Here is a 25296-nt window from a genome sequence, read left to right on the forward strand (position 1 = left end):
CTTCCGGTACGGCCTGCGCGACCCCGTGCCTGCCGTACCGGAAGAGAATCAGGCCCCGAAATGTGCTCGCGTTTCGGCGAAGGCGCGATCTGTGCCTTCGAGAGCACGAGCGATGTCGGCCTCGGAGTGCGCTGCCGACAGGAACCAATTGTGCCAAGGGTGGAGATAAACGCCATGCCGAAGGGCCGCGTCACTCCAGAAAAGTGCTTGCTCCAGTGTGACGTCTGACTCGAAGCTGAGCCAGGGAATTGTCACAGGTCCCGTCTGATTCACGGTAAATCCATGAGCCTTGGCCTGACGGTAAAGCCCGTCGCGCAGCTGGGAGCCCGCCGCTTCCATGGTCGCTATGCCGTTTTCATCGCGCAGTGTCTCGATGGTCGCCTTCGCTGCGGCCATGGCCACGGCCGAGAACCAGAACGAGCCGGTCGAGTACAACGACTGGGCAGCGCCGCGCAACGCGTCGACCCCGGTGACGGCGGCGATCGCATAGCCGTTGGCCATGGCCTTGGACCACGCGGTCAGGTCGGGCCGCACGCCGTAGGGCTCCCAGGAGCCGCGCAGGTCGATGCGGAAGCCCGCCCGCACGTCGTCGATGACCAGTGCGGCGCCGATCCGGTCGGCCAGCGCCCTGGCGCTCCTGGCGAAGGCGGGCTCGGCGAGCTCCTGGTCCTCGAACGAGTCGTGCTTGAACGGGGTGACGATGATCGCCGCGATCTGGCCCTCGTGCTCGGCCGCCTTCGCCTCCAGGTCGGCCGCCGAGTTGTAGGCGAACTCCACCAGGTCGGCGCGCTCGTTCGGCGTCGTGCCCGCCAGGCTCGGCGTGCACCAGGGATCGGCGCCGTGGTAGGCGCCGTGCGCCATCAGCACCTTGTGCCTGCCGGTCGCCGCGCGGGCCACCATGAGCGCCTGGGTGGTGGCGTCGGTGCCGTTCTTGGAGAACATCGCCCAGTCGGCGCTCGGCACCGTGTCGACCAGGAGTTCGGCCAGCTCCACCATGACCGGGCCGGGGCCGTTGAGCGTGTCGCCCAGCGCCAGCTGCCTGGCCGCCGCCTCCTCGACACGGGGATGGCGGTGGCCGAGCACGACCGGGCCCCAGCTGCACATGAGGTCGACGTACTCGTTGCCGTCGACGTCCCACTGCCTGCAGCCCTCGCCCCTGGCGAAGAACTGCGGATAGCCGGGGGCGAAGATGGCGGCGTTGAGGTGCCCGTACATTCCGCCGGGCACCACCTTCAGGGCGCGGGCGCGCAGGTCGGCGTCGGTCATCGCGAGGTGCCTTTCGAGGTTCGGAGCAGGGCCAGGGTGTCGGCCAGGTCGACGAGCCCGGCGTCCGAGCCGAGCCCGGTGGCGACCTTGGCGGCGGCGGCCGTGCCCCAGCGGGCGGCCGTCACGACGTCCTCGCCGTTGAGCAGTCCGGTGATGAAACCGGCGCAGTAGGCGTCGCCGCAGCCGGTGGTGTCGCTGACCTCGACCTCGATCGCGGGCAGCCGGGTCACACCTTCGGCCGTGGCCACCAGGCTGCCTTCGGCGCCGAGTGTGACCAGCACGCCCTTCGGCCCCTCGGCGAGCAGCGCCGCCGCGGCCGATTCGGCGTCCGCGGCGCCGGTCATGAGCATCGCCTGGGCGTCGTTGGGCAGCACGTAGTCGACGTGCGGCAGGAACGCCTTGGCCAGGCCCAGCAGGTCGCCCATCTCCGAGAGCAGGTCCATGGTCACGACGACTCCCGCCGCGCGGACCTCGTCGAGCAGGGCGAAGAACGCCGGGTCGCCGAGTCCGAACGTGACGTCCATCCCGCCCAGATGCACGGCCGACGCCGTACGCAGGAGGGCGGGGTCGAGGTCGGCGAAGGCGAGCGAGAGGTTCGCGCCGGGCACGTGGAAGCTGGGCCTGCCGCCGTCCGGCCTGATCGGCAGGATCGAGGCGGCGGTCTGCTCGCCCTTCCTGCGCACGATCTGGCCGACGTCGACGCCGCGTGCGCTCATCACGGCCAGCAGGAAGTCGCCGAGCTCGTCGTCGCCCACCGCTCCGGCCGAGCGCACCTCGTTGCCGAGCCTGACCAGGTCGACGGCCGTGCCCGCCGCCGAGCCCGCGGCGGTGAGCCTGATCTGGTCGACCAGCACCGTGTCCTGTCCCTCGGGGATCGACACGACGGGCCTGGTCAGGATGTCCACGATGTGAACGCCTAGCGTGACAACGGTCATAGTCGCTTAGTAGACAGACGTCCGAATAAAAAGTCAATATGCTTGGATGCGACGGGAGACGACCGAGCGAAGGGGTCCCGAATGCCGAAGATCGTCGATCACGACGAGCGCCGCCGCGAGGTCCTGGCCGCGGCCCGGCGGGTGATCGTGCGCGACGGCATCGACGCGGCCACCACCCGGGCGATCGCCAAGGAGGCCGGGTACTCCAACGGCGTCCTGGCCCACTACTTCGCCGACAAGGACGACATCCTGCTGTCGGCGCTCGGCCAGTCGCACCGCCGTATCAGGGAGCGCATCGCCGCGAGGGTGCACGGCGTCTCCGGGCTGGCCGCCCTGCGCGAACTGCTGCTGGACAACCTGCCGCTCGACTCCGAACGCACCCAGGAGACCAGGCTGGAGATCAGCTTCTGGAGCCGCAGCCTCGCCGTCGAACGCCTGGCCGAGGTCCAGCGCTCCGAGGCCGCCGAACTGCGCACCGCCGTACGCGTCCTGCTCGGCCAGGCCGCGAGCGCGGGCGAACTCACGACGCGGGAGAACCTGGACGACGTCACCACCCGCCTGCTGGCCCTCGTCGACGGCCTCAGCCTGCACCTGCTCCTCTACCCGGAACGCCTGACCAGAGTCGACCTGGAACGCCTGCTGCTGTCGACCCTGGACGCGCTGACGACCTGACGACCTGACGTGCGACGGCGCCACACACTCAGCCCCCCGGCGCCCTCCGGGGAAACGTGGGAGCCGTGAACGCCCGTTCCACCACGGCGGTGAGTTGTTCGTCGGTCAGTACGGCCGGTTCGCCGATCGCACTCGCCCTGACGTACACCTCGCACAGCCATTCCAGCAGTCTGGTCGCCTCGAAGGCGCGTTCCAGGTCGGCGCCGATCGTGACGCCGCCGTGGTTGGCCAGCAGGGCGGCCTGCCGTCCGCTGAGCGCCTCCCGCACGTGCGCGGCCAGCTCGGGCGTGCCGTACGTGGCGTAGGCGGCGACCCGGATCGCACCGCCGAGCAGCAGGGCGTTGTAGTGGATCGGCGGCAGCACCTCGCGGGTGGTCGCGACGACGGCGCCGAAGACCGAGTGGGTGTGCACCACGGCCCTGGCGTCGGTGGAGGCGTAGATCGCCAGGTGCATGGGCGTCTCGGACGAGGGCGGCGACTCGCCCTCGACCAGGTATCCCTCGATGTCGACCACGGGGATCAGGTCGGGCGTGAGCCGGTCGAGCGGCACGCCCGAGGGGGTGACCGCGACGAGGTCGCCGTCGCGGACGCTCAGATTGCCCGAGCTCCCGATCACCAGGCCGAGCTCGACCGCCTTGCGGCCGTAGGCGCAGATCTGCTCTCTCGGCTCAGCCATCCTCATGCTGCGCAATGTAGTCGGTCGTCCGAAATAGAGCCAGCACCGGCCGCTCAGGCCAGGGCGACCTGCTCGGCCAGCCCGAGCGGCAGCCCGCCGGACCCGGCGATCGTGTCGTGGAAGGAGCGCAGATCGCCCGGATAGGCGTCCCTGATGCGCTCGATCTCGATGGCCCCGGTCAGGTACGAGGGCGCCTGGGTCGGCCAGGCGCAGTACCTGCTGACCTCGCCCTGCGCCGTGCCAGGCGACAACGACGCCTTGGTCGACATGAACTGCTCGGCCTCGGCCACCGACATGTCGTCGCAGTGCAGCGCGGTGTCGACGACCATGCGGGCCGCCCTGAAGATCCGGCAGTCCAGATGCGCGAGCTCGGTGGCGGGCGTGTCGAAGTACCCCTGCTCCAGCAGCAGCTTCTCCACGTACAACGCCCACCCCTCGGTGAAGTACGGCGTGCGGAACACCTTGCGCACGGTCCGCGAGCTGCCCGCCAGGTACGACAGGTGCCAGTGGTGGCCGGGATAGGCCTCGTGCACGGCGATCGAGGGCATCTGGGCACGCGAGTTGGTGCGCAGCCGCTGGCGTACCTGCTCGGGTGTGAAGGAGTCGGGCGTGTAGGGCACGTAGAAGACGCCGGTACGCGAGGCGGTGAGCGGCGGCGGCGCGAGGTAGTGCGCCACGGCCAGGATCGGCCGCTGGTACTCCGCCGACGGCAGCACCAGGCACTCCTCCCCCTCCGGGAAGGTGACCAGGCCGCGCTCACGGACGAAGGCGCGGGCGCGCTCGGTCTCGGCCTCGTACTCGGCGCGCATCGCCTCAAGGGTGGGCGGATGGTCGTCCATGAGGACCTCCATCGCCGCGCGCCAGTCGTCGGAGCCGCCGACCAGCTTGGCCACCTCGCGCATGCGCGTGTCGAGCTCGGCCCAGGCGGCCTTGCCCTTCTCGTGCAGCTCGGCCGCGCCGTACCCGAGCAGCTCGCGCTCGCGCAGCAGTGTGGAGTAGAGCCGCTCCCCCATCCGCCAGCTGCCGCCGCACACGAAGCCTTCGAGGAAGGCGGCGAAGTCGTCGAAGGCACGGGCGGCGGGCTGCGCTGCCTCGGCCAGCCTGGCGCGCAGGACGGGATCCTCCACCTGCGCGGGAATGGTCTCGGTCAGGAAGCGCCTGCCGATGCGCGCCTGCCCGAGACCACGTTCGACCAGCAACGGCGCGGCCAGGTCGGCGTCCAGATTGGCCCGGCACGCGGCCAGTACGGCGGGCACCTCGGCGAGCCTGTCGACGGCCGCGGAGACGAGCTCGGCCTCCGGCTTGAGCCGTTGCTGGAACGGCGTGAACAGCGAGGAGAAGATCGGCGACAGGTACGCCGCCGGGTCGCGCCGCCAGCTCGGCCAGGTCGCGAGCGCCGATGCGCCCCTGAGCTGCGACAGGACCAGATCGCGGTCGACGGCGTCGTCCAGGGTGGCGACGGGCAGGGCTGAGAGCCGTTCGATCCAGCCCTGCGCGGCCCGCTCCCTGTCGAGGAAGGCCGAGGCGCTGAAGTCGCCCAGCGTACGGTCGTGGCCGTCGGCGCCCATGAGGCTGGCGGTGACGGGGTGCTCGGTGAAGTACCAGGTGAGAAACTCGTCCACGAGAATGGACTTTATCCCGACATAAGGAGCATCCCAGTGCCTCTCCAGATCACCGGCGCGCTCGGCGATCCCGACCTGATCCGGCTGCCCTGGGACGTCCCGCTTGAGCAGTGGCCCAACCACCACCTGGTCGACCTGCCCCGCGGCATCTCCCGGCACGTCGTGCGTTTCGCCAGGCTCTCCGGCAAGGTCTATGCGATCAAGGAGATCAGCGAGAGGTACGCCAAGCGCGAGTACAAGCTGCTGTGGGACCTGGCCAGGCTGGACGCGCCGTCGGTGGAGCCCGTCGCCTATGTGACCGGGCGTGACGAGGGGCTGGACTCGGCGCTGATCACCAGGCATCTGCAGTTCTCGCTGCCCTACCGCGCGGTGATGTCGGGCACGCTGCGGCCGGACACGCTGACCAGGCTGCTGGACGCGCTGGCCGTGCTGCTGGTGCGGCTGCACCTCAACGGCTTCTACTGGGGCGACTGCTCGCTGTCCAACACGCTGTTCCGCAGGGACGCGGGCGCGTTCGCCGCCTATCTGGTCGACGCCGAGACCGGCGAGCTGCACCCGATGATCAGTGAGGGCCAGCGGCTGCACGACATCGAGGTCGCGCACACCAACATCGCGGGCGAGATGTTCGACCTGGAGGCGGGCGGCCTGCTGCACCCGTCGATCGACCCCGTCGACACCTCCGACGAGATCGCCGCGCGCTACCACCGGCTGTGGAGCGAGATCACCCAGGACGAGATCATCGAAGAGGTCGACTGGCACAAGGTCGAGCACCGCATCAGGCGGCTGAACCTGCTCGGCTTCGACGTCGCCGAGATGATGGTGCGCCGCAAGGTCGGCACCGGCCGGTTGATCGTCAGGCCCAAGGTGGTCGACGCCGGCCACCACCAGCGCAGGCTGCTGCGCCTGACCGGTCTCGACGTGGAGGAGAACCAGGCCAGGCGGCTGCTCAACGACCTCGACGGCTACCGGGTGGCCAAGGGGCTGCGGCACGAGGACGAGGCCATCGTGGCGCACCGGTGGCTGGCCGAGATCTTCCAGCCGACGATAGAGGAGATCCCCACCGACATGCGGCGCAAGCTGGAGCCCGCCCAGCTCTTCCACGAGGTCCTCGATCACCGCTGGTACCTGTCGGAGGAAAAGGGGGGCGACGTGGGGTTGCGTGCCGCTGTGCAGTCATACGTGACAAATATTCTCATTTACAAGCCTGACGAGAAGGCTCTTCTTCCCGTTGAGGCGGCCGACACTGAGGGTTAACCCGACTGTCACCCTAAATGCGAATATTCTTATAAAAGACTGGGACTTTTCTATACAGGTGCTAGTTCCTTCCACTCAGTAGCAAACCTCTCCATCCACACCGATAGTCCGGGAAGCGCAAACTCCTACGCTTTCCCCGGTTGGGACTTCGGCGAGGGAGGCCACGTGCTCGGACTGGACGACTGCCTCACCGAGGTCATGGCCATCCCGGGTGCGCTGGACGCGATCGTGGTCGATCACACCAGCGGGATGGCCGTGGCCTACGGTGGCGGCGAACAGGGGTTCGACCCCGAACGATCGGCGGTGGCGCTGAGCGAGACGCTCCGCGCCACGATGGACGGGCTGGCCCAGTCCTCACCAGGTGGAACGGTCCGGATCGAGGACATGATCGTCACCACCGATCAGGGCCTCCACCTGCTCAAACCTCTGGAAACGGTCTTCGACGGACCGCTGGTCATCTATCTGCGTCTCGACCTCGACCGCTCCAACCTCGCCCTGGCACGACACCGGCTCCAAGCCATCTCCTGCCGGTTGACGACGTGAGCCATGCCACCCCTGGAGACGCTACTCAAAGGCATAGCCGCCGAACGGGCCACGGGCTCGCTCAAGATCGGCAGAGCGGGCACGATCTATCTCACCGGCGGCAAGGTCACCTATATCGACAGTGCCCAGACGCCGAAGGTCGAGGACATCCTGCTGGCCAACGGCCGGGTGTCGGGCACGGCGCTGCGCCGGGCGCAACGCGAGGGCGGTGGCGACCAGCTCGTCGCCGAAGGTGTGCTCACCCTCGGCGAGTTGCAGTACTGCGTGCTCGGCGCCGTTCTCGACGCCGCGTTCTTCCTCCTGCCGGTCAAAGGCGCCCCCAGGCCGAAGTTCAGGCCGGGTGAGCGGCACTGGCTCGGCGCCCAGTGGTACTTCGAGGTTCCCGGACTGATCCGGGAGTGCGCACGAAGGAGAGCACAGTTGGCACAGGTCTGGTCCTCTGCCGAACTCGACACCGTCCCCGTGGTGCCGGTCCCGAGACTGCCCGGCGATCGGGTGGTGCTCACGGATCTGCAATGGGAGGTCCTGGTCCACGCCGACCGCGCCTCCAGCCCGATGGACCTGGCCAAGCGGCTCGGGCGTCCGGCGTACTCGATGCTGCTCGCCGTACGGCAGCTGGGGGCGGCCGGGCTGCTGCAGTCGCCGCCGCCCGCGCCCGCGCAGGCCGTGCAGGGCCAGACGGTGCAGGCGCAGGCGACGCGGGGCTCGCTGCCCAGGCGTGAGGCCGCGGGGCCCGACCAACGGCCCGAGCTGCCGCCGGTACCCACGGCGGAGCCGACCGATATGACCATGCTGCTCCGGCTGAAGAAGGCCCTGGAGGAGTTGTCGTGAGGTTCCCCTCACTCAAGCGCAACGCGAGGAGACCCCCAGTGGAGCTACGCGAAGACGTGCTCAGGGAGATGCGCAGGCTGCGTGAGCACACCCCCGACGTCAGCGGCAGTGTCGTGTGCACGGTCGACGGGCTGACCGTCGCCTGCGACAGGATCGGCGAGGCCGCCGAGCAGACCGCCGCGCTCTCCTCCGCGCTGCTCGCCCTCAGCCGCCGTATGACCACGCTGGCCGAGAAGGGCGCACTCGAAGAGACGCTCATCTCAGGTACGGCCGGCTTCGCCGTCTTCTACGCGGCGGGCCCCACTCTCGTCCTCACGGTCCTGGCCGAGCCCGGCGCCAATCTCGGGCTGCTGCGACTGGAGGGCCGCAAGTCGGCGGACAGGCTCGCCGTCATCGCATCGCGGACGCCAAGTGGTCCGTCCGTCACCCCGTAACACCCATCCCAACCCTCATCTGGAGGCACTCATGGCCAGCATCGACGTCTCGCTCAAGGAGATGATGACGATCGACGGTGCGGTCGGTTCGGTCGTCGTCGACTACAGCAGCGGCATGGCGCTCGGCGCGCTCGGCGGCTCGAAGGATCTCGACCTGCAGATCGCCGCCGCCGGGAACACCGAGGTCGTCAAGGCCAAGATGCGCACGATGGACTCCCTCGGTATCAAGGAGTCCATCGAGGACATCCTCATCACGCTCGGCTCGCAGTACCACCTCATCCGCCCGATCACCGGCAGGGGCGGCAAGGGCCTGTTCCTCTACCTGGCCCTGGACCGGGGCCGGGCGAACCTGGCGATGGCCCGCCACCAGCTGCGGGCCATCGAGGAGAAGCTGGAGATCTGACCCGCGCCTTCGTGGCACGGCCCGCTCCCGGCGGCGCGGCGGGCACGGGCCGTGCCACGGGAGCGGGATCTGCCCGCCGGGCAACGCCGCAGCGGTCGCCCGGCCCCCGTCGATCCGCACGAGCGCGTTCTGCTCACCGTGTACGACGAGTGCGGGCCCGGCGAGCCGACGGCAGGGCGTCTAGCCTCGGACGAAGCGGCGGATGCGGTCGCGGCCGAGGAACAGTCCGCCGCCCAGCAGTGCCAAGCCGCCGACGAGCACCAGGGCCGTGCCGTTGTGGCTGTCGTCGGCGGTGTCGGTCTTCATCGCGGCCGCGGTGGCGTCCAGCTTCTGCGTCTTCTCCGCGGCGGGAGCCGCCGCCGCCTGCTTCTCGGCGGGCTCGCTCTTCTTCTCGACCTCGGCCTTGGCCTCGGCGACGACCGGCGGCTTGGCCGGGTTGGCGTCGTGACGCTTGTAGGCGCCGGAGGAGAAGGAGACCGGGTGGTTCTTCTTGCCCTTGCCCGAGCCCCACTTCGTGATGACGTACTGGACCTTGATGTGGCCCTGGCCGCCGACGCCGTCGACGCCGAGCGTGCGGCTGTTGAAGGAGCCGCCGGTGAGCTGGGCGAAGGTCTTGGCGTCGAGGTCGAGCATGATGCCCCGGTTGGAGGGGGTGCCCGGACCGCGGTCGCCGACGAAGAACGGCGCCTTCTTGCCCTTGTAGACGACATAGCCCTCGGTCATCAGGGGCCAGCTGGGGCTGGCGGCCAGACCCTTCTGCATCGGCTTGCCGCTGGCGGGCAGACCGGTGTCACCGGCGCGGCCGGAGGAGTCGTCCCAGAAGTAGGACGCGGTGGTGTTGCCCTTGAGCAGCACCTTCTTGTCGGTGTCTGTGTCGGCGTGAGCCGTGGATCCAGCGCCTGCGACCACGGAGGCGGCGATCAGGGAACCAGCGAGAACGGCGGAAACGCGCATGCCAAAACGGGCGTTCATGAAAAACGAAATCCTTCGTACGGCGACAGGGCAGGCGCTCGCGAATGATCGTCGAAAAAGCGATCAAAGAATGGCGTAGCCGGGCAAAGGCCTAACGGACGCTACGCATCGCGACGAGCGCGGGGGATGGTGCGAGAAAGTTCAGGGAACGCCGGCCTACAAGGCGGCGGAAGCTGGGCGATCGTACGCTGGGGAAGCGACGCGGGGGGTCGCGGCGAGCTCGTTCACAGGGGAAAGTCCTCTCCATCGCGCCTACCGGGTTAGCTGACGGGTTCGGGCGTGGAGATGCCCTACCGACCCGCAGGTCGGACTCACCCCAAGGGACATGGGTCCCCGGCTCCCGCTCTCGCGGGACTCGGCGTCAGCCGGCTGCCTTCCTTACGAAGGTCCAGGTCACCAGCTGATAACGCTTAGGACTGTATGGGGCATTTGGCGGAAAAGCAAAAGCAAACCCATGAAATGGTGTAAAGATCTACCTTTATCGCCCTGGAATGGTCATGGAGATCGCGGCCAAAGCATGATCCCGGACATGAAAAAGGAGGGCACGGACTTGCCGTACCCTCCTGTGTTGCCGCCGTTCAGCCGCCGCTCTTGCGGCGGAAGGAGCGCTTGCCGCCCGCCCTGCTGTGCACCCCGTGGATCTTCGACGGATCCTTGCCCTTACCGCCGGCCCCCGAGTCGGCCTGCTGCGCCTGCTTGCGTGCCAACGCCTCGCGGAACTTGCGCTTCAGCTCGTCCTCGGGACCCTCGGTAGCGTCTGGTTCAGCTGGGACTTCAGCCATGAGGACCTCCTGGTCTTGGGGACGCACAAAGCTTCGCACACCGGCGGACCGCGCCGCGAAACCGGGGCGGCTACGATCCAGTCATGGCCCCCCTTCCCGACCGCGATCACCGCGAGATGCGCATTTCCGACCAAGACCGCGATCAGGCGGCGGCCGTCCTCCGCCACGCGGCCGGAGAGGGGCGTCTGGCGATGGTGGAGTTCCAGGAACGACTCGACTCCGTCTACACCGCCAAGACCTACGCCGATCTCGAACCACTCACCCGCGACCTGCCCGCCGTCACAGCGGTCGAGCGGTCGGCGCGCAGGTTCGATCCGCATCCCGAGGGCTCCAGGGTGAGCAGGTGGGCGCTCGGCTTCATGGGCGGGTTCAGGCGCAGGGGCCGCTGGCGGGTGGGCAGGGGCTTCACCGCCGTCGCCGTCTGGGGCGGCGGGACCGTCGACCTGCGCGAGGCGGTGTTCGCCGAGCGCGATGTGACGATCTACGCGATCGCCGTCATGGGCGGCGTCAGTGTGATCGCCCCCGAGGACGCCGACGTCCGCACGACCGGACTGGGCATCATGGGCGGCTTCGACACCAAGGCCGACGGGCCCGGCATCGAGAACGCTCCCCGCATCACCGTCACCGGCCTGGCCTTCTGGGGCGGCGTCGACGTCAGGCGCAAGCCCCTGAAGCGGGCCAAGGCCATCAAGCAGAACACCGACGACGACACCTGAACCAGCCGGGCGGCACCTACCCCCCTTGGAGCTCACTCCGGGAGCGTCAGGAACTGCGGCGGCACGTGCGCGGCCAGCCAGACGCCGTTGGCGCTCAGCCTGAACTCGTGCCCTTCGGCGTGCATGGCGCCCGCCCGTACGCTCAGCACCACGGGCGGCCCCTTGCGGGCGCCGACCCGCCGCGCGGTCTCCCTGTCCGGCGACAGGTGCACGTGCAGCCGTCGCATCGGCAGCAGGCCCTGCTCGGTGATCGCGGGCAGATGCCTGTGCACGGTGCCGTGGAAGAGCCATGCGGGAGGCGTCGCCACCGGGAGGTCGAGGTCCACCTCGACCGTGTGCCCCTGGCTCGCCCTGATCCGCCCGTCCTCGAGCACGTAGCGGCGTTTGTCGTTGAGCTCGACGACCTGCTCCAGTTCGTCCCTGCTGATCGCGAATCCGTGTGCGCCCGCCGCGGCGAGCAACTCCTCGACCGGCACCCAGCCCTGCGGGTCGAGCTCGATCCCGATGCGCCCAGGCTGGTGGCGCAGGTGCCTGGAGAGGTACTTGGAAATCTTCACCATCCGCCTGTCGTCCACGTCCGGCACGATACGGCCGGCGGCGGCACGGCGGCCAGCGGATAGTCGCGCCCGCCCGGATGACCTGTACGACCGCCGAAACCCCGACGAAACGGCGGCCGTACAGGCGTCTGCGATGACCTCAGTGCGCCGCTGCGACGACCCGGTCATCTTCCCTGATCCTCGCAGGCCGCAGCGCGCCCGCAAGGGCCGCCATCGCCAGAGTGACCGCCACGATGACGCCGAACGCGAAGGGCAGCGAGGTCAGGCTTGCGATCCAGCCGGTCGCGGCGGGTGCGACCAGGCCGGACACGTAGGTGATCGTGGCGACTCCCGCCACGCCCTGGCTCGGTGTGGCCGCGGCGTTCCCGGCCGCGCCGAAGACCAGCGGCACGATGACCGCGACGCCGAAGCCGAACAGGGCGAACCCGGCCGTCACCAGGACCGGCTCCCGGCCGAGCACCACGACGAGTCCGCCCGCCGAGGAGACGAGCCCGGCGACCCTGACGGTCGCGACCGGGCCGAGCCTGCCCACGATGGCGTCGCCGCCGAGCCTGGTGACGGCCATGGCCAGGGCGAAGATGGCGTAGCAGGCCGCCGCGACACCGGGGCCGCCGCCCGCCACGTCCTTGACGTAGACCGCGGCCCAGTTGTTGGCCGACCCCTCGGCGAACGTGGCACAGAAGCCGACCAAGCCGATGAACAGGATCGCCCGCGAGGGAAGGGCGAAACGCGGGGGCGCCTTCTCGCCCGGCTGCGGCACGGTCACCAGGAGGGTGCGCCCGATGTACAGGCTCACCAGGAGCAGCACGGCCGACATCACGGCGAGATGCACCCTGGCGTCGACGCCCGCCGATGCGGCCAGCACGCCGATCCCGGCGCCCGTCAGGCTGCCCACGCTCCACATGCCGTGCAGGCTGGACATGATCGGGCGGCCGTATCGCTGTTCGACCGTCACGCCCTGGGCGTTCATCACCACGTCCGACATCCCGGCGGCGCAGCCGTACAGGAAGAAGGCCACGCACAGGGCGGGCAGGCTGGGCGCCAGCATGGGCAGGGCGAGCGCCAGGCACCACAGGGCGATGAGCAACCGGGTCGCGGGCTTGCCGCCGAGGCGGTGGGCCAGCCGCCCGGCCATCGGCATCGCGATGAAGGCGCCGATCGACGGGCAGAGCAACGCCAGACCGAGCACACCTGGACTGAGGTCCAGCTGATCCTGCAACCATGGGACACGGGTGGCGAGGCTGCCGGAAACGGCTCCGTGCACGGCGAACACACCGGCGATCGACACTCTTGCTCGTTGGATCGTCATGTTGATAGAAATTAACAGGCAGGCTTCCTGATGAAAAGAGGGGCTTTGAAAACCGCCACTCCGTCGATGGCTCGGGCGATCAACGACAGGCTCGCGCTCGACCTGCTCCTGGAGCGGGGCGCGCTCACCGCGCCGCAGCTCAGGGCGCTGACCGGGCTGTCCAGGCCGACCGTCTCCGACCTCATCGAACGGTTGCAGCGCGAAGGGCTGATCCAGGTCGCGGGCGAGAGCGGCGGGGAGCGGCGCGGGCCCAACGCCAAGACCTACGCCATCGTCGCGGGCAGGGCGCACGTGGCGGGGGTCGACGTACGCCGTGACCGGGTGGACGTCGAGGTCGTCGACCTCAACGGCGACATGCTGGGCACCGCGTCCGCCGCGCCGGGCGCCGACCTGACCGGTGTCGTCGCCGAGGCCGTCGCCCAAGCCTCGGGCCCGCACGCGCCCTACGCCATCGCGGTCGGCTACCCCGGCCTGGTCGACCCGCGCAGCGGCGAGCTGTTCACCGAGACGCTGGTGCCCGGGTGGCGGCCGGACCTGCTGGCGGCGCTGCGCGAGCGCACCGGCGCCCAGGTCGTGCTGGAGAACGAGGTCAACCTCGCCGCCATGGCCGAGCACCGCCTCGGCGCCGCACAGGGCGAGGACGACTTCGCCCTGCTGTGGCTCGACGACGGCGTCGGCTCGGCCGTCGTCCTGGACGGCAGGCTGCGCAGGGGCGCCTCCGGCGGCGCGGGCGAGATCGGCCTGCTCGACATCGAGGACATGGCGATCTGCGACTACCTCGGACCCGCGGCGCGCTCGATGGCGCCGGACGCGCTCGCCTCCTACGTCGCCAGGGTGGCCTACACGCTGGTCGCCGTGCTCGATCCCGGCCTCGTCGTGCTCGCGGGCGGGCTGGCCAGGACCGGGGGCGAGGCGCTCGCCGAAGGCGTCGAACGCGAGCTCGGCCGCCTGTCCCCCGTGCCCACCCGCGTCCGCACCACCGCCGTCGAGGGCAACCCGATCCTCTGCGGCGCCGTGCGCACCGCGCTGGCACTCGCCCACGACGAGTTCTTCGGCCCCGGCCAGCGCCAGGCGTGATCTCATGGACTGATGTGGGATGAGTTGATGGTGAGCGGCGTCTCCCTGGCGGACAAGACGATCAGGACGGTCGCCGTCTACGCCGCGATGGTGATCCTGCTCAGGCTCGCGGGCAAGCGCGGGCTCGCCCAGTTCAACACCTTCGACCTGGTGGTGACGTTCCTGCTCGGCAATGTCGTGCAGAACGCCATCATCGGCCCCGACAACTCCCTGACCGGCGGCCTCGAAGGCGCGGCCGTCCTCATCGCGATCAACGCACTGTGGGTACGGCTGGTCGCCTCCTCGCCGCGCCTGGCCCGCCTGATGGAGGGCACGCCGACCGTGCTGGCCAAGGACGGCGACTACGACACGCCCGCACTGCGCAAGCTGTCCCTGCGCAGGAGCGACGTCGACGTGGCCGTGCAGCACCAGGGCGGCGACGGCATCGCCGACGCCCGCCTGGTCACCCTCGAACCCAGCGGAGCCGTCCTGGTACGGCTGCGCGACGACGAGCAGAGCGCCAACAAGGCCGACATCGCGGCCCTGCGCCTGCAGCTCACCGCCATCGAACAACGCCTCGACACCCTGCTCGGCAACCGGACCTGATACCCGTCGATCTGCGAGGGTAGACGCCTCCCCTCAGCTCGACAGGGAGGCCTCGTGTCCGAAAAGAGCGGCACCGTGCGCAGTCTGGTGCCGGCGCGCATCGACAGACTGCCGTGGTCGCGCTTCCACACCAGGATGGTCGTCGCACTCGGCATCGCCTGGGTGCTCGACGGTCTTGAGATCACCATCGTCAGCTCGCTGGCCAGTGTGCTGCAGGGCGACGACGCGCTCGGGCTGACCTCGACCGAGGTCGGGTTCTCCTCGACCGTCTATCTCATCGGCTCGGTCGTCGGCGCACTGTTCTTCGGGCATCTGTCCGACCGCATGGGCAGGCGCAAGCTCTTCATCTTCACCCTGGCGCTCTATCTGATCGCCAACGCGCTGACCGCGCTCGCCTTCAACTTCCCGATCTTCCTGGTCTTCAGGTTCTTCGCGGGCATGGGCATCGGCGGCGAGTACGCGGCGATCAACTCGGCGATCGACGAGATGATCCCGGCACGCTACCGGGGCCGTACCGACCTGGCCGTCAACGGCACCTACTGGCTGGGCGCCATCCTCGGCACGCTGGCCACCTACGTGCTGCTCAATCCCGACCTGCTGCCGCCCGAGATCGGCTGGCGCATCAGCTTCCTCGTCGGGCCGGTCATCGGCCTGTCGATCTGGCATCTGCGCAAGCACATCCCCGAGAGCCCGCGCTGGCTGCTCACCCACGGCAGGCCGAAAGAGGCCGAGGCCGCGGTCGCCGAGATGGAGCGCGACGTCGAGGAGTCGGGCACACCCGTGCCTCCCGTGGACGAGACCAAGGTCATCGAGGTCCACGAGGAGAAGACGATCCCGTTGACCGAGGTGGCCCGCACCCTGTTCGTGAAGTACCCCAAGCGCTCCTTCCTCGGCGCGACGCTGATGATCTGCCAGTCGTTCCTCTACAACGCGATCTTCTTCACGTACGCGCTCGTGCTCACGCACTTCTACGGGGTCAGCGCGCAGGACACGCCGAAGTACATCTTCGCCTTCGCACTCGGCAACCTGTTCGGGCCGCTGGTGCTCGGGCCGCTGTTCGACACGGTCGGGCGCAAGCAGATGATCGCCGGGACGTACATCACCTCGGGTGTGCTGCTGGGCTTCAGCGGGTGGTTGTTCAACATCGGCGTGCTGACCGCGCTCACGCAGACGATCCTGTGGTCGATCATCTTCTTCATCGCGTCGGCGGCGGCGAGTTCGGCGTATCTGACGGTGAGCGAGATCTTCCCGGTCGAGCTCAGGGCGCGGGCGATCTCGCTGTTCTTCGCGATCGGGCAGATCGTGGGGTCGTTCGGGCCGACGATCTTCGCCTCGCTCATCGGCGACCAGGCCGACCCCGATCCGACCCGGCTGTTCTACGGGTATCTGTTCGCGGCGGGCATCATGATTTTCGCCGGTGTGGTGGAGGCGGCGATCGGCGTGAAGGCCGAGCGCGCCTCGCTCGAAGACGTCGCCGAACCGCTCACCGCCGTACGCAAGTAGGCCGTCTGCACCGAATCCACACATCCCGTTAAGTCGCTGACCTGCGCGGACTGGCTAAGGTCGAGCATGACGCCGTCCACCGGTCACGGCGCTTACCCGATGGGACGGATGGAACGCATGGGCGTCACAGCAAGGACCGAACGCCGCACGGCTCGCGCGAGCGGCACGCGCGGGCGCAGGGTTCCGGCCTTGCTGATCTGGACGCCGGTGACCGGACTGGGGGCGATGGCGGTGGTCCGGGTGTTCGGGCTGGAGGGCGGCTCGCTGCCGACCCAGATCATGACGCTCACCCCGCACGCCGCCGCCGCCTCGCTCCTGGTCGCCGGCACGGCCCTGCTGACCAGGCGCAGGTATGCCGCCGTGGCCGCCGGGGTGGTCTGCGCGGCGCTCGTTTGGAACGTGCTACCGAGGATGCTGCCCGCCGACCAGCCGCCGGCGCAGGGGCCGCAGCTGCGGGTCCTGACGCTCAACCTGTTCGGCAAGGCCGACCCGGACGCGGTCGTCGACCTGGTGCGCGAGCTGAAGCCCGACGTCTTCAGCGCGCTCGAACTGCGCCCGCACCAGGTCGCCGCGCTCGACGCCGCCGGGCTGGACGAGCTCATGCCGCACCGGGTGCTGCAGGACGCACCCGGTGCGACCGGCAGCGGGCTGTTCGCCGCCCATCCGCTGGCCGAGCTGAAGGGGCTGTTCACACCGCTCGGGCACAACATGCCCGCCGCCACGCTCACCCTGCCCGGCGGGACGAGCGCGCAGATCGTGGCCGTGCATCCGAACCCGCCGCTCGGCAGGAAGGCCGCCGAGTGGTACGCCTCGCTCGCCGCGCTGCCGCCCGCCTCGCCGGAGGTGTTCAGGGTGCTGGCGGGCGACTTCAATGCCAGCCTCGACCACCGCGCCCTGCGCGACCTGCTGGCCAGAGGCTACGCCGACGCCGCCGCCGAAGTGGGCAAGGGCCTGACGCCCACCTGGCCCGCCGGGCGCGTCGTCCCACCGATGATCACCATCGACCACGTCCTCGCCGACTCCCGGGCCGCCGTCGACACCGTGCAGGTGCGCACCGTCCCCGGCACCGACCACCGCGCCGTCTTCGCCGCCCTCCGCCTGCCCTGACCCGCGAGGCTCAGGCGGGAGCCGACAGGACCAGGCGTACGGCGAAGTTGCGGTAACCGGCGCGTTCGAAGGCGGCGGCCATGGGGGCGTTGGTGGTGTCGGTGTCGGCGGCGATGCGCTGGGCGCCACCCGAGGCGAGCGAGCGGGTGATCTCGTCGAGCAGATCGCCGACGTAGCCCTTGCCCCGGTGCTCGGGCACCACACCGAGATAGCCCACAACCGGACCTGCGGCGTTGGCCGAAGGCAGGGCGACGCCGACGAGTTCGCCTTCGGGGGTGAAGGCCAGACGCCACCAGGAGCGCTCGCCGTTCATCGTGCGGTAGAGCTCGACGTCGTCCCTGGCCTGGGTGACCGGGTCGGTCCTGGCCAGCTCCTGCCTGGTCTCGTGGTCGAGTGTGCCCACGGCCACCCGGCGGAAGACCTCGACGAACGCCTCGTCGTCGTCATCGGCCCTGAACTCCAGACGCGCCGACGCCTGCGGCACGCCGATCTCGCTCGTCCACTCGTAGCGCAGGCGCTCCAGCTCGGCCGTGAGCCCGGCCCGGCGTGCGGCATCGGCGCGCCAGCCGAGCCCGGCGGTCACCGCGGGCTTGTCGCGCCAGCCGTTCGGCAGGAACACGTGGTAGGCGGGGGCGTCACCGAACGCCCGATGCGCCTCGGTCAGGAGCTCGGCCGCCAGCTCGACCCGGTCGGGCACCGACGGGTGCACCCAGACGCAGTCGAGGGCCAGCGGTCTGTCGTCGGTGGCGAAGCCCCACCAGACGGCCCTGGCCAGCAGGGTGCCGTTCTCGTCCTCGACCAGCCAGATGCGCTCGAAGCGGTACTGGCCGTCGGCCAGGTTGGCTCGCATGCGGTCGGGATTGGCCCAGCTGATGGGCTCGTCGACGACGCAGGCGAGCAGACGGTCGAGATCGGCCTCGACCGCGGAACGGAAAAGCATCAAACCTCCGGAGGGGAGCAGGAAACCTGGAGGCTCATCATCGTCCATATCCCACGATGCCGGGACGGCCTCCGTCAGGTCGTACGTCGAGACCAAGGGCCAGGGCGATCGTCACGGCCTGGCCGGGGTCGATGATCGCGCCCTTCAACGACACGGCGCCTGGCTCCAGGGCCGAAAGCTCGCTGCCCCGCAGGTCGGCCCCTTGCAGGTCGGCGCCGTGCAGCCAGGCCCCGGCCAGGTCGACCTCGCGCAGGCTCGCCCCGGCGCAGCGCGCGTGCGTCAGGTCGGCCTCACGCATGCGCACCCCGCCGAAGGAGGCGTTGCGCAGGTCGGCGCCCGGCAGCCCGGTGAACGACCAGTCGCCGCCGCTCACCTTCATCAGGTCGAACGAGCAGCCGTCGAACATACTGCCCACCAGCTTGCACTCGGTGAAGGAGGCGTCGAAGAACGACGTCCTGACGAAGGTGCAGTTGACGAAGGCCGAGCCGGTGTGGACGGAGGCGTTGAAGCGGGCCTGGCGGAAGGTGCACTCGGTGAAGACGGCGCCCCGGCTGGTGGCCTCGGTCAGGTCGAGGTCGGCGAACAGCACGCGCTCGTGGCGCTCGGCGCTGACGTCCTCGCACTCCCAGTCCTGGCCGCGCACGGTCGAGGTCGTCTCCGGCGCCTGCTCGCCGTGCTTGCGTTCGCTCATGGACGGGCACCCTAGCCCGCGGGTACGACAAGTCGGCGGCGGCCTGCTCAGGCCCGTCTCAGCACGACCTCGGCCTGCGGGTCGAAGAGCACCAGGCGGTGCAGGTGCGCCAGCTCGATGACCACGCGGCACACCTCGCCCGCCCGGGGGAAGACGGCGTCCATCAGCACGAAGTCCGGCCCCACGGTCAGCGGCGTCGCCCACGGCGAGTCGCGGTAGTCGTGCTCGTCGTCGAGGTCGGGCAGGATCAGCGTCAGATCCTCGTAGAAGGCCGAGACCTCGGGCCCAGGCTCGCCCGGCTCGCCCTCGGCCGCACGCCAGTGCAGGTACTTGCGCAGCGCCTCGTCCTCGGTGATCGGCGCCGACTCCACCCAGGCACCCAGTTCGAAGCTCATCTCACGCCCTCGGGCTCGCGCACGGTTTGCGGCAACCGCCCTAACCGTAGTGCCCGCGAGCCCACGCCCGGCCCGCCTCAGCAGTGCGGGCAACTGGTGCGGCAGCGCCTGCCCGCGCGTTTCGACCGGCTCGCCAGCGGTGTGCAGGCCTGGCTGAGCGAGGCGTCGCTGGTCAGGATGGCCTGCTCCAGCCTGCGCAGCTCGGCCGAGGGCTCCAGGCCGAGGTCGTGGGTGAGGATGAAGCGCCCGTCGCGGTAGACCTCGAGCGCCTCGGCCTGCCGTCCGGCGCGGTAGAGGGCGAGCATGAGCTGACCCCGGAACCTCTCCTGGAAGGGGTGCTCCTTGACCAGCACCGACAGCTCGCCGATGAGATCGGCATGCCGTCTGAGCTTGAGGTCGGCCTCGATGCAGTCGCCGGTGGCGGCCAGGCGTTCCTCGTTCAGCCTGGTGGCCTCCTGGTGCAGGATCGGCGCGTTGTCCAGGCCGGACAGCGCGGGGCCGCGCCACAGGGCGAGTGCGGCGCGCAGCAGGTCGCTGGCCTGGGCGACGCGACCGGCCGCCAGTGCCTTCCTGCCTTCGCCCGCCAGGCGTTCGAAGCGGCGGGCGTCGACGGAGTCGGGGGGAACGGCGAGGGAGTAGCCGGTCGGCTCGTACACGATGATGTCGGTGGTGCCGAGGGCCTTGCGCAGCCGGTGCAGTTGCAGCCGTAATCGTTTGGCGCCCAGGTCGCCCGCGTCGGAGCCCCAGAGGGTGTCGATGAGCACACTGCTGTGCACCAGCCGCCCCGGCCGGCACAGCAGGAGGGCCAAAATGGCCCGTTGTTTGGCGGATCGCAGGGGTAAGCGGCATTCGCCCTGTATGACTTCGAGTGCACCCAGAATTCCGAACTGCATGGTCCCTCCACAGCGCAGCCGAGTTACCCGAGAGTCGGAGGATAAAGCCAAAACAGAGGGCAGAACAGCCGATCATCGAGAAACGACGGAGAATCCAAAGTGAAACCCATCTAACCGACACTCATGGGGTGCTGACGTGGGCCGTCATCATCCTTTTATGCCATTCACCCTATGTGTCCCGGCACAGCAGTACAGACACATAAGTCATGAATGGTGGAGTTTAGATGGGAAATATCATGAAAACTAGTCGTGCCTCGTGGCTGGTGCGCGCCTCCCTGCCGATCGCCATCGGCCTGGTCGCGGCACTGCCGGCACTCCCCGCCAATGCCGCCAATCCCCCGGCCAATCCCGAGGACCCCTCCAGCCACGCGCACGCCGCACCGGGCAAGCTCCCCGTGGAACTGCCCGCCGTCACCACCCCAGCCCCGCTGCCCACCACCACCCAGGGCCCGATCGAGGTCGAGACGGGCGCCGCCGCCCGCTCACTGGCCGCCGCCGCCACCGACAAGGTCGCCCTGCGCGCGCTCGTCGTCGCCGTGGACGAGGAGGACTTCGGCCTGGCCACCTGGAAGGCCGCGCTGGACCGCGTCGGCATGCCGTACGACGTGCTGCTCAGCAAGTCGCAGGACCTCGGCGACCTGGTGCGGGGCGACGGGACCGGCAAGTACAACGCCGTCCTGCTGACCAACAACTCCCAGCTCTACTTCGACGGATCGGGCTACGTCAGCGGTCTCGACGCCCAAGAATGGAACGCTCTATGGGCCTACGAGCGTGACTTCGGCGTCAGGCAGGTCTCGCTCTACACCTCATACGGCTCCTTCCCCGAGGACTACTGCCTGCGGCCGGGCACCGAGGGCGGCGTGGGCGCCACGCCGATCGCCACCACGCTGACCCCGGCGGGCGCGGCCGTCTTCGACTACCTCAAGACCGGCGTCAACGTGCCGATCAGCCAGTCCTACCTGTACCGCAGCACGCTGGCCGCCGGATGCGCCGCCGATCCGATCATCAAGACCGGCAACGACGTGCTCGGCGTCAAGAGCACCTCGGCCGACGGGCGCGAGCGGGTGGCGCTGACCTTCACCTCCAACCAGTACCTCCCCCAGGCCGACCTGCTCACCTTCGGCCTGCTGCGCTGGGCGACCAAGGGCCTGATGCTCGGCGAGCGGCGCCACTACCTCAACCTCGACGTCGACGACTGGTTCGCCCACACCGACCACCTGATGACCAACGGCACGCTGGACAGCAACCCGGGCTTCAGGATCACGCTCAACGACGCGGCCAACGCGCTCAGCCAGCAGCAGAGCTTCCGCTCGGCCAACCCGCAGGCGGCCAACTTCAAGCTGAACATCGCCTACAACGGCGAGGGCTCCAACCTCAATGCCGGCGCCGGGCTGGCCTGCCTGCTGCCGATCCTCAGCCCGGACGGGCTCACCACGTTCACCCGGTGCAACCCCACGGGCTTCAACTGGGTCAACCACACCTTCTCGCACCCGAAGATGAACTTCCTCGACCTGGCCACCAGCCAGACCGAGATCACCACCAACCTCACCCGGGCCCAGCAGCTCGGCCTGAGCGTCGACCCCGCCGTGCTGAAGACCGGCGAGTACTCGGGTCTCGGCGTCTACCACCCAGACCCGACCAACGACATCGACCCGCCGACCGACTTCGGCCTGGCCGCGGCCAATCCGAACCTGCTGCAGGCGGCCAAGAACACCGGCGTGAAGTACCTGCACGGCAACATGTCGTTCGTCAGCCACCGCCCCTCGTGCTTCAACTGCGGCACCAAGCTGCCGCAGGAGCCGACGCTGACGATCGTCCCCGACTGGCCGACGAACGTGGCCTACCACGTGACCGACCCGGCCGAGGAGACGCTGTTCTACAACTCCTACTACGGCCCGAACGGCAAGTTCCCGTACTGGCCCGTCAACCAGACCTACGCCCAGGTCATCGACAACGAGAGCAACATCGGCCTGCAGCACGTCATGTCGGGCTCGATCTACTCCCACACCTTCCACCAGGGCAACCTGCGCAACTACACCGGTAACAAGACCCTGGTCTTCGACTGGGTCAACGCCGTCATGACCAAGTACAAGAACTTCTACAACCTGCCGATCCTCAGCCCGAACTGGACCGAGCTGACCACGCACGTCTCACGCCGCAACGCCCACTTCTCCACCCTGACGGCAGGCGCCGACGCCGTCTACGACAGGAGCGCGGGCACGATCACGTTCACCTCGCCGGTCGCGGGCTCGGTGCTGGCCACCAATGCGAACGCCGCCGGGTTCACCACCTACGGCACCGACAAGACGGCCAACGTCACGCTCGCCGCGAACGTCCCCCTCACCGTGCCCGCGAGCGTGCGCCCGTGAAGGTGACGCTCGTCTCCGAAGGCACCTACCCGTTCGCCATGGGAGGTGTGAGCGTCTGGATGGATCAGCTCATCCGCGGCATGCCCGACTACGAGTGGGATGTCGTCACGATGACCGTGGACGGCGCCGAACGGCCCGTCTGGGATCTGCCGGACAACCTCGGACAGGTCATCTCCATGCCCTTGTGGCGAACCGATCTCCGGCGCTCCACGCGAGCGCCGGGCTCGGCCTTCCACGAGGTGTACGACGAGTTCCTGCGGATGATCCTCACCCCGGCCGTGATGGGCGAGGGCAGCGACAGGTTCCTCGCCGTGCTGGAGGAGATGTCGCGCGTCGACGACCTCATCGGCGCGCTCACCTGCACCAGGTCGCTGACCCAGCTCATGGACCGCTGGTACTGGAACCGCATGGACGGCATCAACCTCGCCGACGCCATCACCGCGGCCCACCTGCTCGGCCACATGCTCCGCCCGCTGGCCGAACCGCCGATCAGGACCGACATCACCCACGTCGCCATGAACGGCCTCAGCATGCTGGTCGCCATGGCGGCCAAATGGCGGCACGGCACGCCGATCGTCCTGTCCGAGCACGGCGTCTACCTGCGCGAGAGGTATCTGCAGTACCTCACCGAGCCGGTCGGCCATGCCGTACGGGTGCTGCTGCTCAGCTTCTTCAGGAGGCTGGCGGGCGCCTCCTACGCCATCGCCGACCGGATCGCGCCGCACTCCTCCTACAACAAGCGCTGGCAGGTACGCGGGGGCGCCGACCCCGAGCGCATCCACGTCATGTACAACGGCGTCGACCCCGACGACTTCCCACTGGCCCGCAGCGAGCCGGACGTGCCGACGCTGGTGTTCATGGGCAGGATCGACCCGCTCAAGGACCTGCACACGCTCATCCGCGCCTTCGCCGTCGTCTTACAACGGCTGCCGGACGCGCGCCTGCGCATATTCGGCGGCGTGCCGGAGGGCAACGAGAGCTACCACCGCAGCTGCGTGACGCTCATCGAGGAGCTCGGCCTGACCGGGTCCGCGGTGTTCGAGGGACGGGTCTCGACGCCGGTCGACGCCTATCACGCGGGACACGTGGTGATGCTGACCAGCATCTCCGAAGGCTTCCCGTACACGGTGGTCGAGGCGATGGCCTGCGGCAGGCCGGTCGTGTGCACGAATGTCGGCGGCGTCTCCGAGGCCGTCGCCGACGCCGGTTTCGTGGTGGCGCCCCGCGACCACGAGGCGGTGGCCGAGGCCGCCGTGCGCCTGCTGACCGACACCCAGCTGCGCCGCAGGCTGGGCACGGTCGCCAGGGGCCGGGTGATGGAACGTTTCACCCTGCGCCAGTCCCTCGACGACTACCGCGGTGTCTACCGCCGGCTCATCCCGTCGAGCGTGTCCGCATGACCACGGTGGCCATCGAACCCCTCGACGTCCTCATCGAGCAGCTGCGGCCCAGGCTCGCCAGGGCCGTGGAGCCGCTGCAGGTGGCCGCCGCCCTGGAGTCCGAAGGGCTCAACGACAAGATAGCCAAGGAACGCTACGGCCAGCAGGACGTGTTCGCGCTGGCCGAAGCCGTCTACACCAAGCTGGCCGCCCCCGGCTCGGCCGGACGCGACCCGGCCGAGCGTACGGCCAGGCCGCTGGCCCAGGTCGCGCACGGCCTGCTCTACGCCATGCCCGCCGCCCTGCTGCCCGCGGCGACCGCGGCCGTCGGCGCACGCTGGCTGCTGCCCGGGCTGGTGCTCACGACGGGGATCGGCTGGGTGTTCGGCGGCGCGCTCACGCGTGTCGCCTACGGCCTGGTGAGCACCGGGTCCAAGGGGTCGGCGGGGCGGGTGTTCAGGCACGGCATCGGGATCGGCGTCGGCATGGCGCTCGTCTCGGGCGCCCTGCTGCCCGGTCCCGCCACCCTGGTGGCCTTCTGCGCCGCGCAGATGGCCTTCCAGCTGTCGTCGGGCATCCTGCTGTTCTACAAGCGTGAGGGCCTGCTCGCCCTGACCATGTCGCCCGCCGTCGGGTCCGGGGTGGCGTTCCTGCTGGTCGGCGGGCACACCGCGATGGTGGTCGCGGTCGTGACCGGGTGTGTCTGCGTCGCCGCCGTGGTGGGGGTGGCCGTCCTGCTCTCGCGCAGACAGGGCGGTGCCGACAGGTCGGGGCTGGCCTTCGTCAGGCTCAACGCCAGGACGATGGCCGCCGCGGCCTGCTACAGCCTGCTCACCGCGCTCTTCCTGCTGCAGGGCGAGGCGCGTTACGTCGTGGGCAGGGCCGACATCGCACTGGCGGGCGCCGGGCTCGTGCTCGGGATGGGCGTGCTGGAATACCGCGCGCACCGCTTCGAGGACGACGTCAGAGGGGTGATCCGGCAGGTCTGCTATCCCGATGAGTTCACCGCGCACGGGCAGCGGCTGGTGGTCTCGGGCCTGGCCGCATGTGCGGGCTCGCTGGCCGCGCTGGCCCTGATCCCGCTGCTGTTCCTGCACGTCACCGGGGTGATGACGGTGGCGAGTGTGGTGATGGCTGCGGCGCACGTCGTGCTCGGCGTCTCCTACTTCGTCGCCTTCCTGCTGGCCAACCAGGGCCGTGTGGTCGATCTCTGCCTGGCGCAGGGCGCGGCCCTGCTGGTGCATCCGGGTTCGTTGCTGCTGCTGCCCGCTCCCGTGGACGCGCTGCCCGACGTGCTGCTCTTCCTGTCGGCCTGCCTGATGTTCCTGTTCATCCTTCTCGTCCTGATGGCCAACGCGCTCAAGGACGTGTGGCACTACCGCTGA

26 protein-coding genes and 1 riboswitch are annotated in these 25296 nt (G+C 69.4%); of the genes, 14 read left to right on the forward strand and 12 right to left on the reverse strand.

Annotation, left to right across the window (positions count from 1 at the left end; translation table 11 throughout):
• Positions 1-48: 48 nt before the first annotated feature.
• The gene (locus ACTWNK_RS35460; protein ID WP_474309281.1) at positions 49-1266 is read right to left on the reverse strand and encodes an aminotransferase class III-fold pyridoxal phosphate-dependent enzyme; all 1218 of its coding nucleotides are present in this window, start codon (positions 1264-1266) and stop codon (positions 49-51) included.
• Positions 1263-2201: a carbohydrate kinase family protein gene (locus ACTWNK_RS35465; RefSeq protein WP_474309282.1), complete on the reverse strand. Its 939-nt coding sequence runs from the start codon at positions 2199-2201 to the stop codon at positions 1263-1265. Before ACTWNK_RS35465 ends, ACTWNK_RS35460 begins: the two co-directional genes overlap by 4 nt.
• An 81-nt stretch (positions 2202-2282) precedes the next feature.
• On the opposite strand from ACTWNK_RS35465, the gene ACTWNK_RS35470 reads away from it, so the two are divergent.
• Positions 2283-2873, forward strand: a complete 591-nt coding sequence (locus tag ACTWNK_RS35470; RefSeq protein WP_474309283.1) for a TetR/AcrR family transcriptional regulator — start codon at positions 2283-2285, stop codon at positions 2871-2873.
• 28 nt (positions 2874-2901) lie between these two features.
• On the opposite strand, the gene ACTWNK_RS35475 is transcribed toward ACTWNK_RS35470, so the two are convergent.
• Complete coding sequence (locus tag ACTWNK_RS35475; protein WP_474309284.1) at positions 2902-3555, reverse strand: class II aldolase/adducin family protein; 654 nt, start codon at positions 3553-3555, stop codon at positions 2902-2904.
• Positions 3556-3602: 47 nt separating this feature from the next.
• Positions 3603-5171 (reverse strand): DUF885 domain-containing protein, encoded by a 1569-nt coding sequence (locus ACTWNK_RS35480; RefSeq protein WP_474309285.1) that lies wholly within the window; start codon positions 5169-5171, stop codon positions 3603-3605.
• Between the two features lie 36 nt (positions 5172-5207).
• Here ACTWNK_RS35480 and ACTWNK_RS35485 point away from each other — a divergent pair, with 36 nt between their 5' ends.
• The 5 genes from ACTWNK_RS35485 (at position 5208) to ACTWNK_RS35505 (ending at position 8636) form a co-directional block, all read left to right on the forward strand.
• Positions 5208-6425, forward strand: a complete 1218-nt coding sequence (locus ACTWNK_RS35485; RefSeq protein WP_474309286.1) for a DUF4032 domain-containing protein — start codon at positions 5208-5210, stop codon at positions 6423-6425.
• 165 nt (positions 6426-6590) lie between these two features.
• Positions 6591-6968, forward strand: coding sequence for a roadblock/LC7 domain-containing protein (locus ACTWNK_RS35490; protein WP_474309287.1), 378 nt, complete (start codon positions 6591-6593; stop codon positions 6966-6968).
• Between the two features lie 3 nt (positions 6969-6971).
• The gene (locus tag ACTWNK_RS35495) at positions 6972-7799 is read left to right on the forward strand and encodes a hypothetical protein (protein WP_474309288.1); all 828 of its coding nucleotides are present in this window, start codon (positions 6972-6974) and stop codon (positions 7797-7799) included.
• Between the two features lie 38 nt (positions 7800-7837).
• Positions 7838-8233, forward strand: a complete 396-nt coding sequence (locus ACTWNK_RS35500; RefSeq protein ID WP_474309289.1) for a roadblock/LC7 domain-containing protein — start codon at positions 7838-7840, stop codon at positions 8231-8233.
• Positions 8234-8264: 31 nt separating this feature from the next.
• Positions 8265-8636 (forward strand): hypothetical protein, encoded by a 372-nt coding sequence (locus ACTWNK_RS35505; protein ID WP_474309290.1) that lies wholly within the window; start codon positions 8265-8267, stop codon positions 8634-8636.
• A 180-nt stretch (positions 8637-8816) separates the two neighbouring features.
• Here the strand turns inward: ACTWNK_RS35505 and ACTWNK_RS35510 are convergent, their stop codons facing one another.
• Together ACTWNK_RS35510 and ACTWNK_RS35515 are read right to left on the reverse strand one after the other, a co-directional pair.
• Positions 8817-9608 (reverse strand): hypothetical protein, encoded by a 792-nt coding sequence (locus ACTWNK_RS35510; RefSeq protein ID WP_474309291.1) that lies wholly within the window; start codon positions 9606-9608, stop codon positions 8817-8819.
• 234 nt (positions 9609-9842) lie between these two features.
• A riboswitch (cyclic di-AMP (ydaO/yuaA leader) is annotated at positions 9843-9979 on the reverse strand.
• A gap of 207 nt (positions 9980-10186) precedes the next feature.
• Complete coding sequence (locus ACTWNK_RS35515; protein ID WP_474309292.1) at positions 10187-10390, reverse strand: DUF5302 domain-containing protein; 204 nt, start codon at positions 10388-10390, stop codon at positions 10187-10189.
• A gap of 83 nt (positions 10391-10473) precedes the next feature.
• Here ACTWNK_RS35515 and ACTWNK_RS35520 point away from each other — a divergent pair, with 83 nt between their 5' ends.
• Positions 10474-11106 carry a DUF1707 SHOCT-like domain-containing protein gene (locus ACTWNK_RS35520; RefSeq protein WP_474309293.1) on the forward strand — a complete coding sequence of 211 codons (633 nt, stop codon included), beginning with the start codon at positions 10474-10476 and terminating at the stop codon, positions 11104-11106.
• A 32-nt stretch (positions 11107-11138) separates the two neighbouring features.
• Here ACTWNK_RS35520 and ACTWNK_RS35525 read toward each other — a convergent pair whose 3' ends face one another.
• Together ACTWNK_RS35525 and ACTWNK_RS35530 are read right to left on the reverse strand one after the other, a co-directional pair.
• A complete protein-coding gene (locus ACTWNK_RS35525) occupies positions 11139-11681 on the reverse strand; it encodes an RNA 2'-phosphotransferase (protein WP_474309294.1) in 543 nt (180 codons plus the stop codon).
• A gap of 121 nt (positions 11682-11802) precedes the next feature.
• Positions 11803-12972, reverse strand: coding sequence for an MFS transporter (locus ACTWNK_RS35530; protein ID WP_474309295.1), 1170 nt, complete (start codon positions 12970-12972; stop codon positions 11803-11805).
• A 45-nt stretch (positions 12973-13017) separates the two neighbouring features.
• Here ACTWNK_RS35530 and ACTWNK_RS35535 point away from each other — a divergent pair, with 45 nt between their 5' ends.
• The 4 genes from ACTWNK_RS35535 to ACTWNK_RS35550 all read left to right on the forward strand — a co-directional run bounded on the left by ACTWNK_RS35535 (position 13018) and on the right by ACTWNK_RS35550 (position 17244).
• Complete coding sequence (locus ACTWNK_RS35535) at positions 13018-14049, forward strand: ROK family protein (protein ID WP_474309296.1); 1032 nt, start codon at positions 13018-13020, stop codon at positions 14047-14049.
• A 12-nt stretch (positions 14050-14061) separates the two neighbouring features.
• Positions 14062-14634 carry a DUF421 domain-containing protein gene (locus ACTWNK_RS35540; RefSeq protein ID WP_474309297.1) on the forward strand — a complete coding sequence of 191 codons (573 nt, stop codon included), beginning with the start codon at positions 14062-14064 and terminating at the stop codon, positions 14632-14634.
• Between the two features lie 54 nt (positions 14635-14688).
• Entirely contained in the window at positions 14689-16137 is a 1449-nt protein-coding gene (locus ACTWNK_RS35545) for an MFS transporter (protein ID WP_474309298.1), read from the forward strand.
• A 117-nt stretch (positions 16138-16254) separates the two neighbouring features.
• Positions 16255-17244 (forward strand): endonuclease/exonuclease/phosphatase family protein, encoded by a 990-nt coding sequence (locus ACTWNK_RS35550; RefSeq protein ID WP_474309299.1) that lies wholly within the window; start codon positions 16255-16257, stop codon positions 17242-17244.
• 10 nt (positions 17245-17254) lie between these two features.
• Here the strand turns inward: ACTWNK_RS35550 and ACTWNK_RS35555 are convergent, their stop codons facing one another.
• The 4 genes from ACTWNK_RS35555 to ACTWNK_RS35570 form a co-directional block, all read right to left on the reverse strand.
• A complete protein-coding gene (locus tag ACTWNK_RS35555) occupies positions 17255-18184 on the reverse strand; it encodes a GNAT family N-acetyltransferase (protein ID WP_474309300.1) in 930 nt (309 codons plus the stop codon).
• A 37-nt stretch (positions 18185-18221) separates the two neighbouring features.
• Positions 18222-18875 (reverse strand): pentapeptide repeat-containing protein, encoded by a 654-nt coding sequence (locus ACTWNK_RS35560; RefSeq protein WP_474309301.1) that lies wholly within the window; start codon positions 18873-18875, stop codon positions 18222-18224.
• Positions 18876-18922: 47 nt separating this feature from the next.
• Positions 18923-19270, reverse strand: a complete 348-nt coding sequence (locus ACTWNK_RS35565; protein ID WP_474309302.1) for a hypothetical protein — start codon at positions 19268-19270, stop codon at positions 18923-18925.
• Between the two features lie 77 nt (positions 19271-19347).
• Entirely contained in the window at positions 19348-20163 is an 816-nt protein-coding gene (locus ACTWNK_RS35570; protein ID WP_474309303.1) for an AfsR/SARP family transcriptional regulator, read from the reverse strand.
• A gap of 236 nt (positions 20164-20399) precedes the next feature.
• On the opposite strand from ACTWNK_RS35570, the gene ACTWNK_RS35575 reads away from it, so the two are divergent.
• Genes ACTWNK_RS35575 through ACTWNK_RS35585 form a run of 3 tightly spaced genes read left to right on the forward strand, consistent with a single transcriptional unit; the run spans position 20400 to position 25296 of the window.
• The gene (locus tag ACTWNK_RS35575; RefSeq protein WP_474309304.1) at positions 20400-22532 is read left to right on the forward strand and encodes an Agd3-related carbohydrate deacetylase; all 2133 of its coding nucleotides are present in this window, start codon (positions 20400-20402) and stop codon (positions 22530-22532) included.
• Positions 22529-23932: a GT4 family glycosyltransferase PelF gene (pelF, locus tag ACTWNK_RS35580; protein WP_474309305.1), complete on the forward strand. Its 1404-nt coding sequence runs from the start codon at positions 22529-22531 to the stop codon at positions 23930-23932. Before ACTWNK_RS35575 ends, pelF begins: the two co-directional genes overlap by 4 nt.
• Positions 23929-25296 carry a hypothetical protein gene (locus ACTWNK_RS35585; protein ID WP_474309306.1) on the forward strand — a complete coding sequence of 456 codons (1368 nt, stop codon included), beginning with the start codon at positions 23929-23931 and terminating at the stop codon, positions 25294-25296. The genes pelF and ACTWNK_RS35585 overlap by 4 nt, the downstream gene beginning before the upstream one ends.

It is taken from the genome of Nonomuraea sp. IBHARD001 (assembly GCF_056106265.1).

Coding starts and splice junctions, on each gene's coding strand:
- ACTWNK_RS35460 (WP_474309281.1), bottom strand. CDS start 1,266: ATGACCGACGCCGACCTGCGCGCCCGCGCCCTGAAGGTGGTGCCCGGC.
- ACTWNK_RS35510 (WP_474309291.1), bottom strand. CDS start 9,608: ATGAACGCCCGTTTTGGCATGCGCGTTTCCGCCGTTCTCGCTGGTTCC.
- ACTWNK_RS35565 (WP_474309302.1), bottom strand. CDS start 19,270: ATGAGCTTCGAACTGGGTGCCTGGGTGGAGTCGGCGCCGATCACCGAG.
- ACTWNK_RS35515 (WP_474309292.1), bottom strand. CDS start 10,390: ATGGCTGAAGTCCCAGCTGAACCAGACGCTACCGAGGGTCCCGAGGAC.
- ACTWNK_RS35520 (WP_474309293.1), top strand. CDS start 10,474: ATGGCCCCCCTTCCCGACCGCGATCACCGCGAGATGCGCATTTCCGAC.
- ACTWNK_RS35585 (WP_474309306.1), top strand. CDS start 23,929: ATGACCACGGTGGCCATCGAACCCCTCGACGTCCTCATCGAGCAGCTG.
- ACTWNK_RS35470 (WP_474309283.1), top strand. CDS start 2,283: ATGCCGAAGATCGTCGATCACGACGAGCGCCGCCGCGAGGTCCTGGCC.
- ACTWNK_RS35555 (WP_474309300.1), bottom strand. CDS start 18,184: ATGCTTTTCCGTTCCGCGGTCGAGGCCGATCTCGACCGTCTGCTCGCC.
- ACTWNK_RS35560 (WP_474309301.1), bottom strand. CDS start 18,875: ATGAGCGAACGCAAGCACGGCGAGCAGGCGCCGGAGACGACCTCGACC.
- ACTWNK_RS35475 (WP_474309284.1), bottom strand. CDS start 3,555: ATGAGGATGGCTGAGCCGAGAGAGCAGATCTGCGCCTACGGCCGCAAG.
- ACTWNK_RS35550 (WP_474309299.1), top strand. CDS start 16,255: ATGGGCGTCACAGCAAGGACCGAACGCCGCACGGCTCGCGCGAGCGGC.
- ACTWNK_RS35505 (WP_474309290.1), top strand. CDS start 8,265: ATGGCCAGCATCGACGTCTCGCTCAAGGAGATGATGACGATCGACGGT.
- ACTWNK_RS35530 (WP_474309295.1), bottom strand. CDS start 12,972: ATGACGATCCAACGAGCAAGAGTGTCGATCGCCGGTGTGTTCGCCGTG.
- ACTWNK_RS35575 (WP_474309304.1), top strand. CDS start 20,400: ATGAAAACTAGTCGTGCCTCGTGGCTGGTGCGCGCCTCCCTGCCGATC.
- ACTWNK_RS35570 (WP_474309303.1), bottom strand. CDS start 20,163: ATGCAGTTCGGAATTCTGGGTGCACTCGAAGTCATACAGGGCGAATGC.
- ACTWNK_RS35465 (WP_474309282.1), bottom strand. CDS start 2,201: ATGACCGTTGTCACGCTAGGCGTTCACATCGTGGACATCCTGACCAGG.
- ACTWNK_RS35495 (WP_474309288.1), top strand. CDS start 6,972: ATGCCACCCCTGGAGACGCTACTCAAAGGCATAGCCGCCGAACGGGCC.
- ACTWNK_RS35540 (WP_474309297.1), top strand. CDS start 14,062: ATGTGGGATGAGTTGATGGTGAGCGGCGTCTCCCTGGCGGACAAGACG.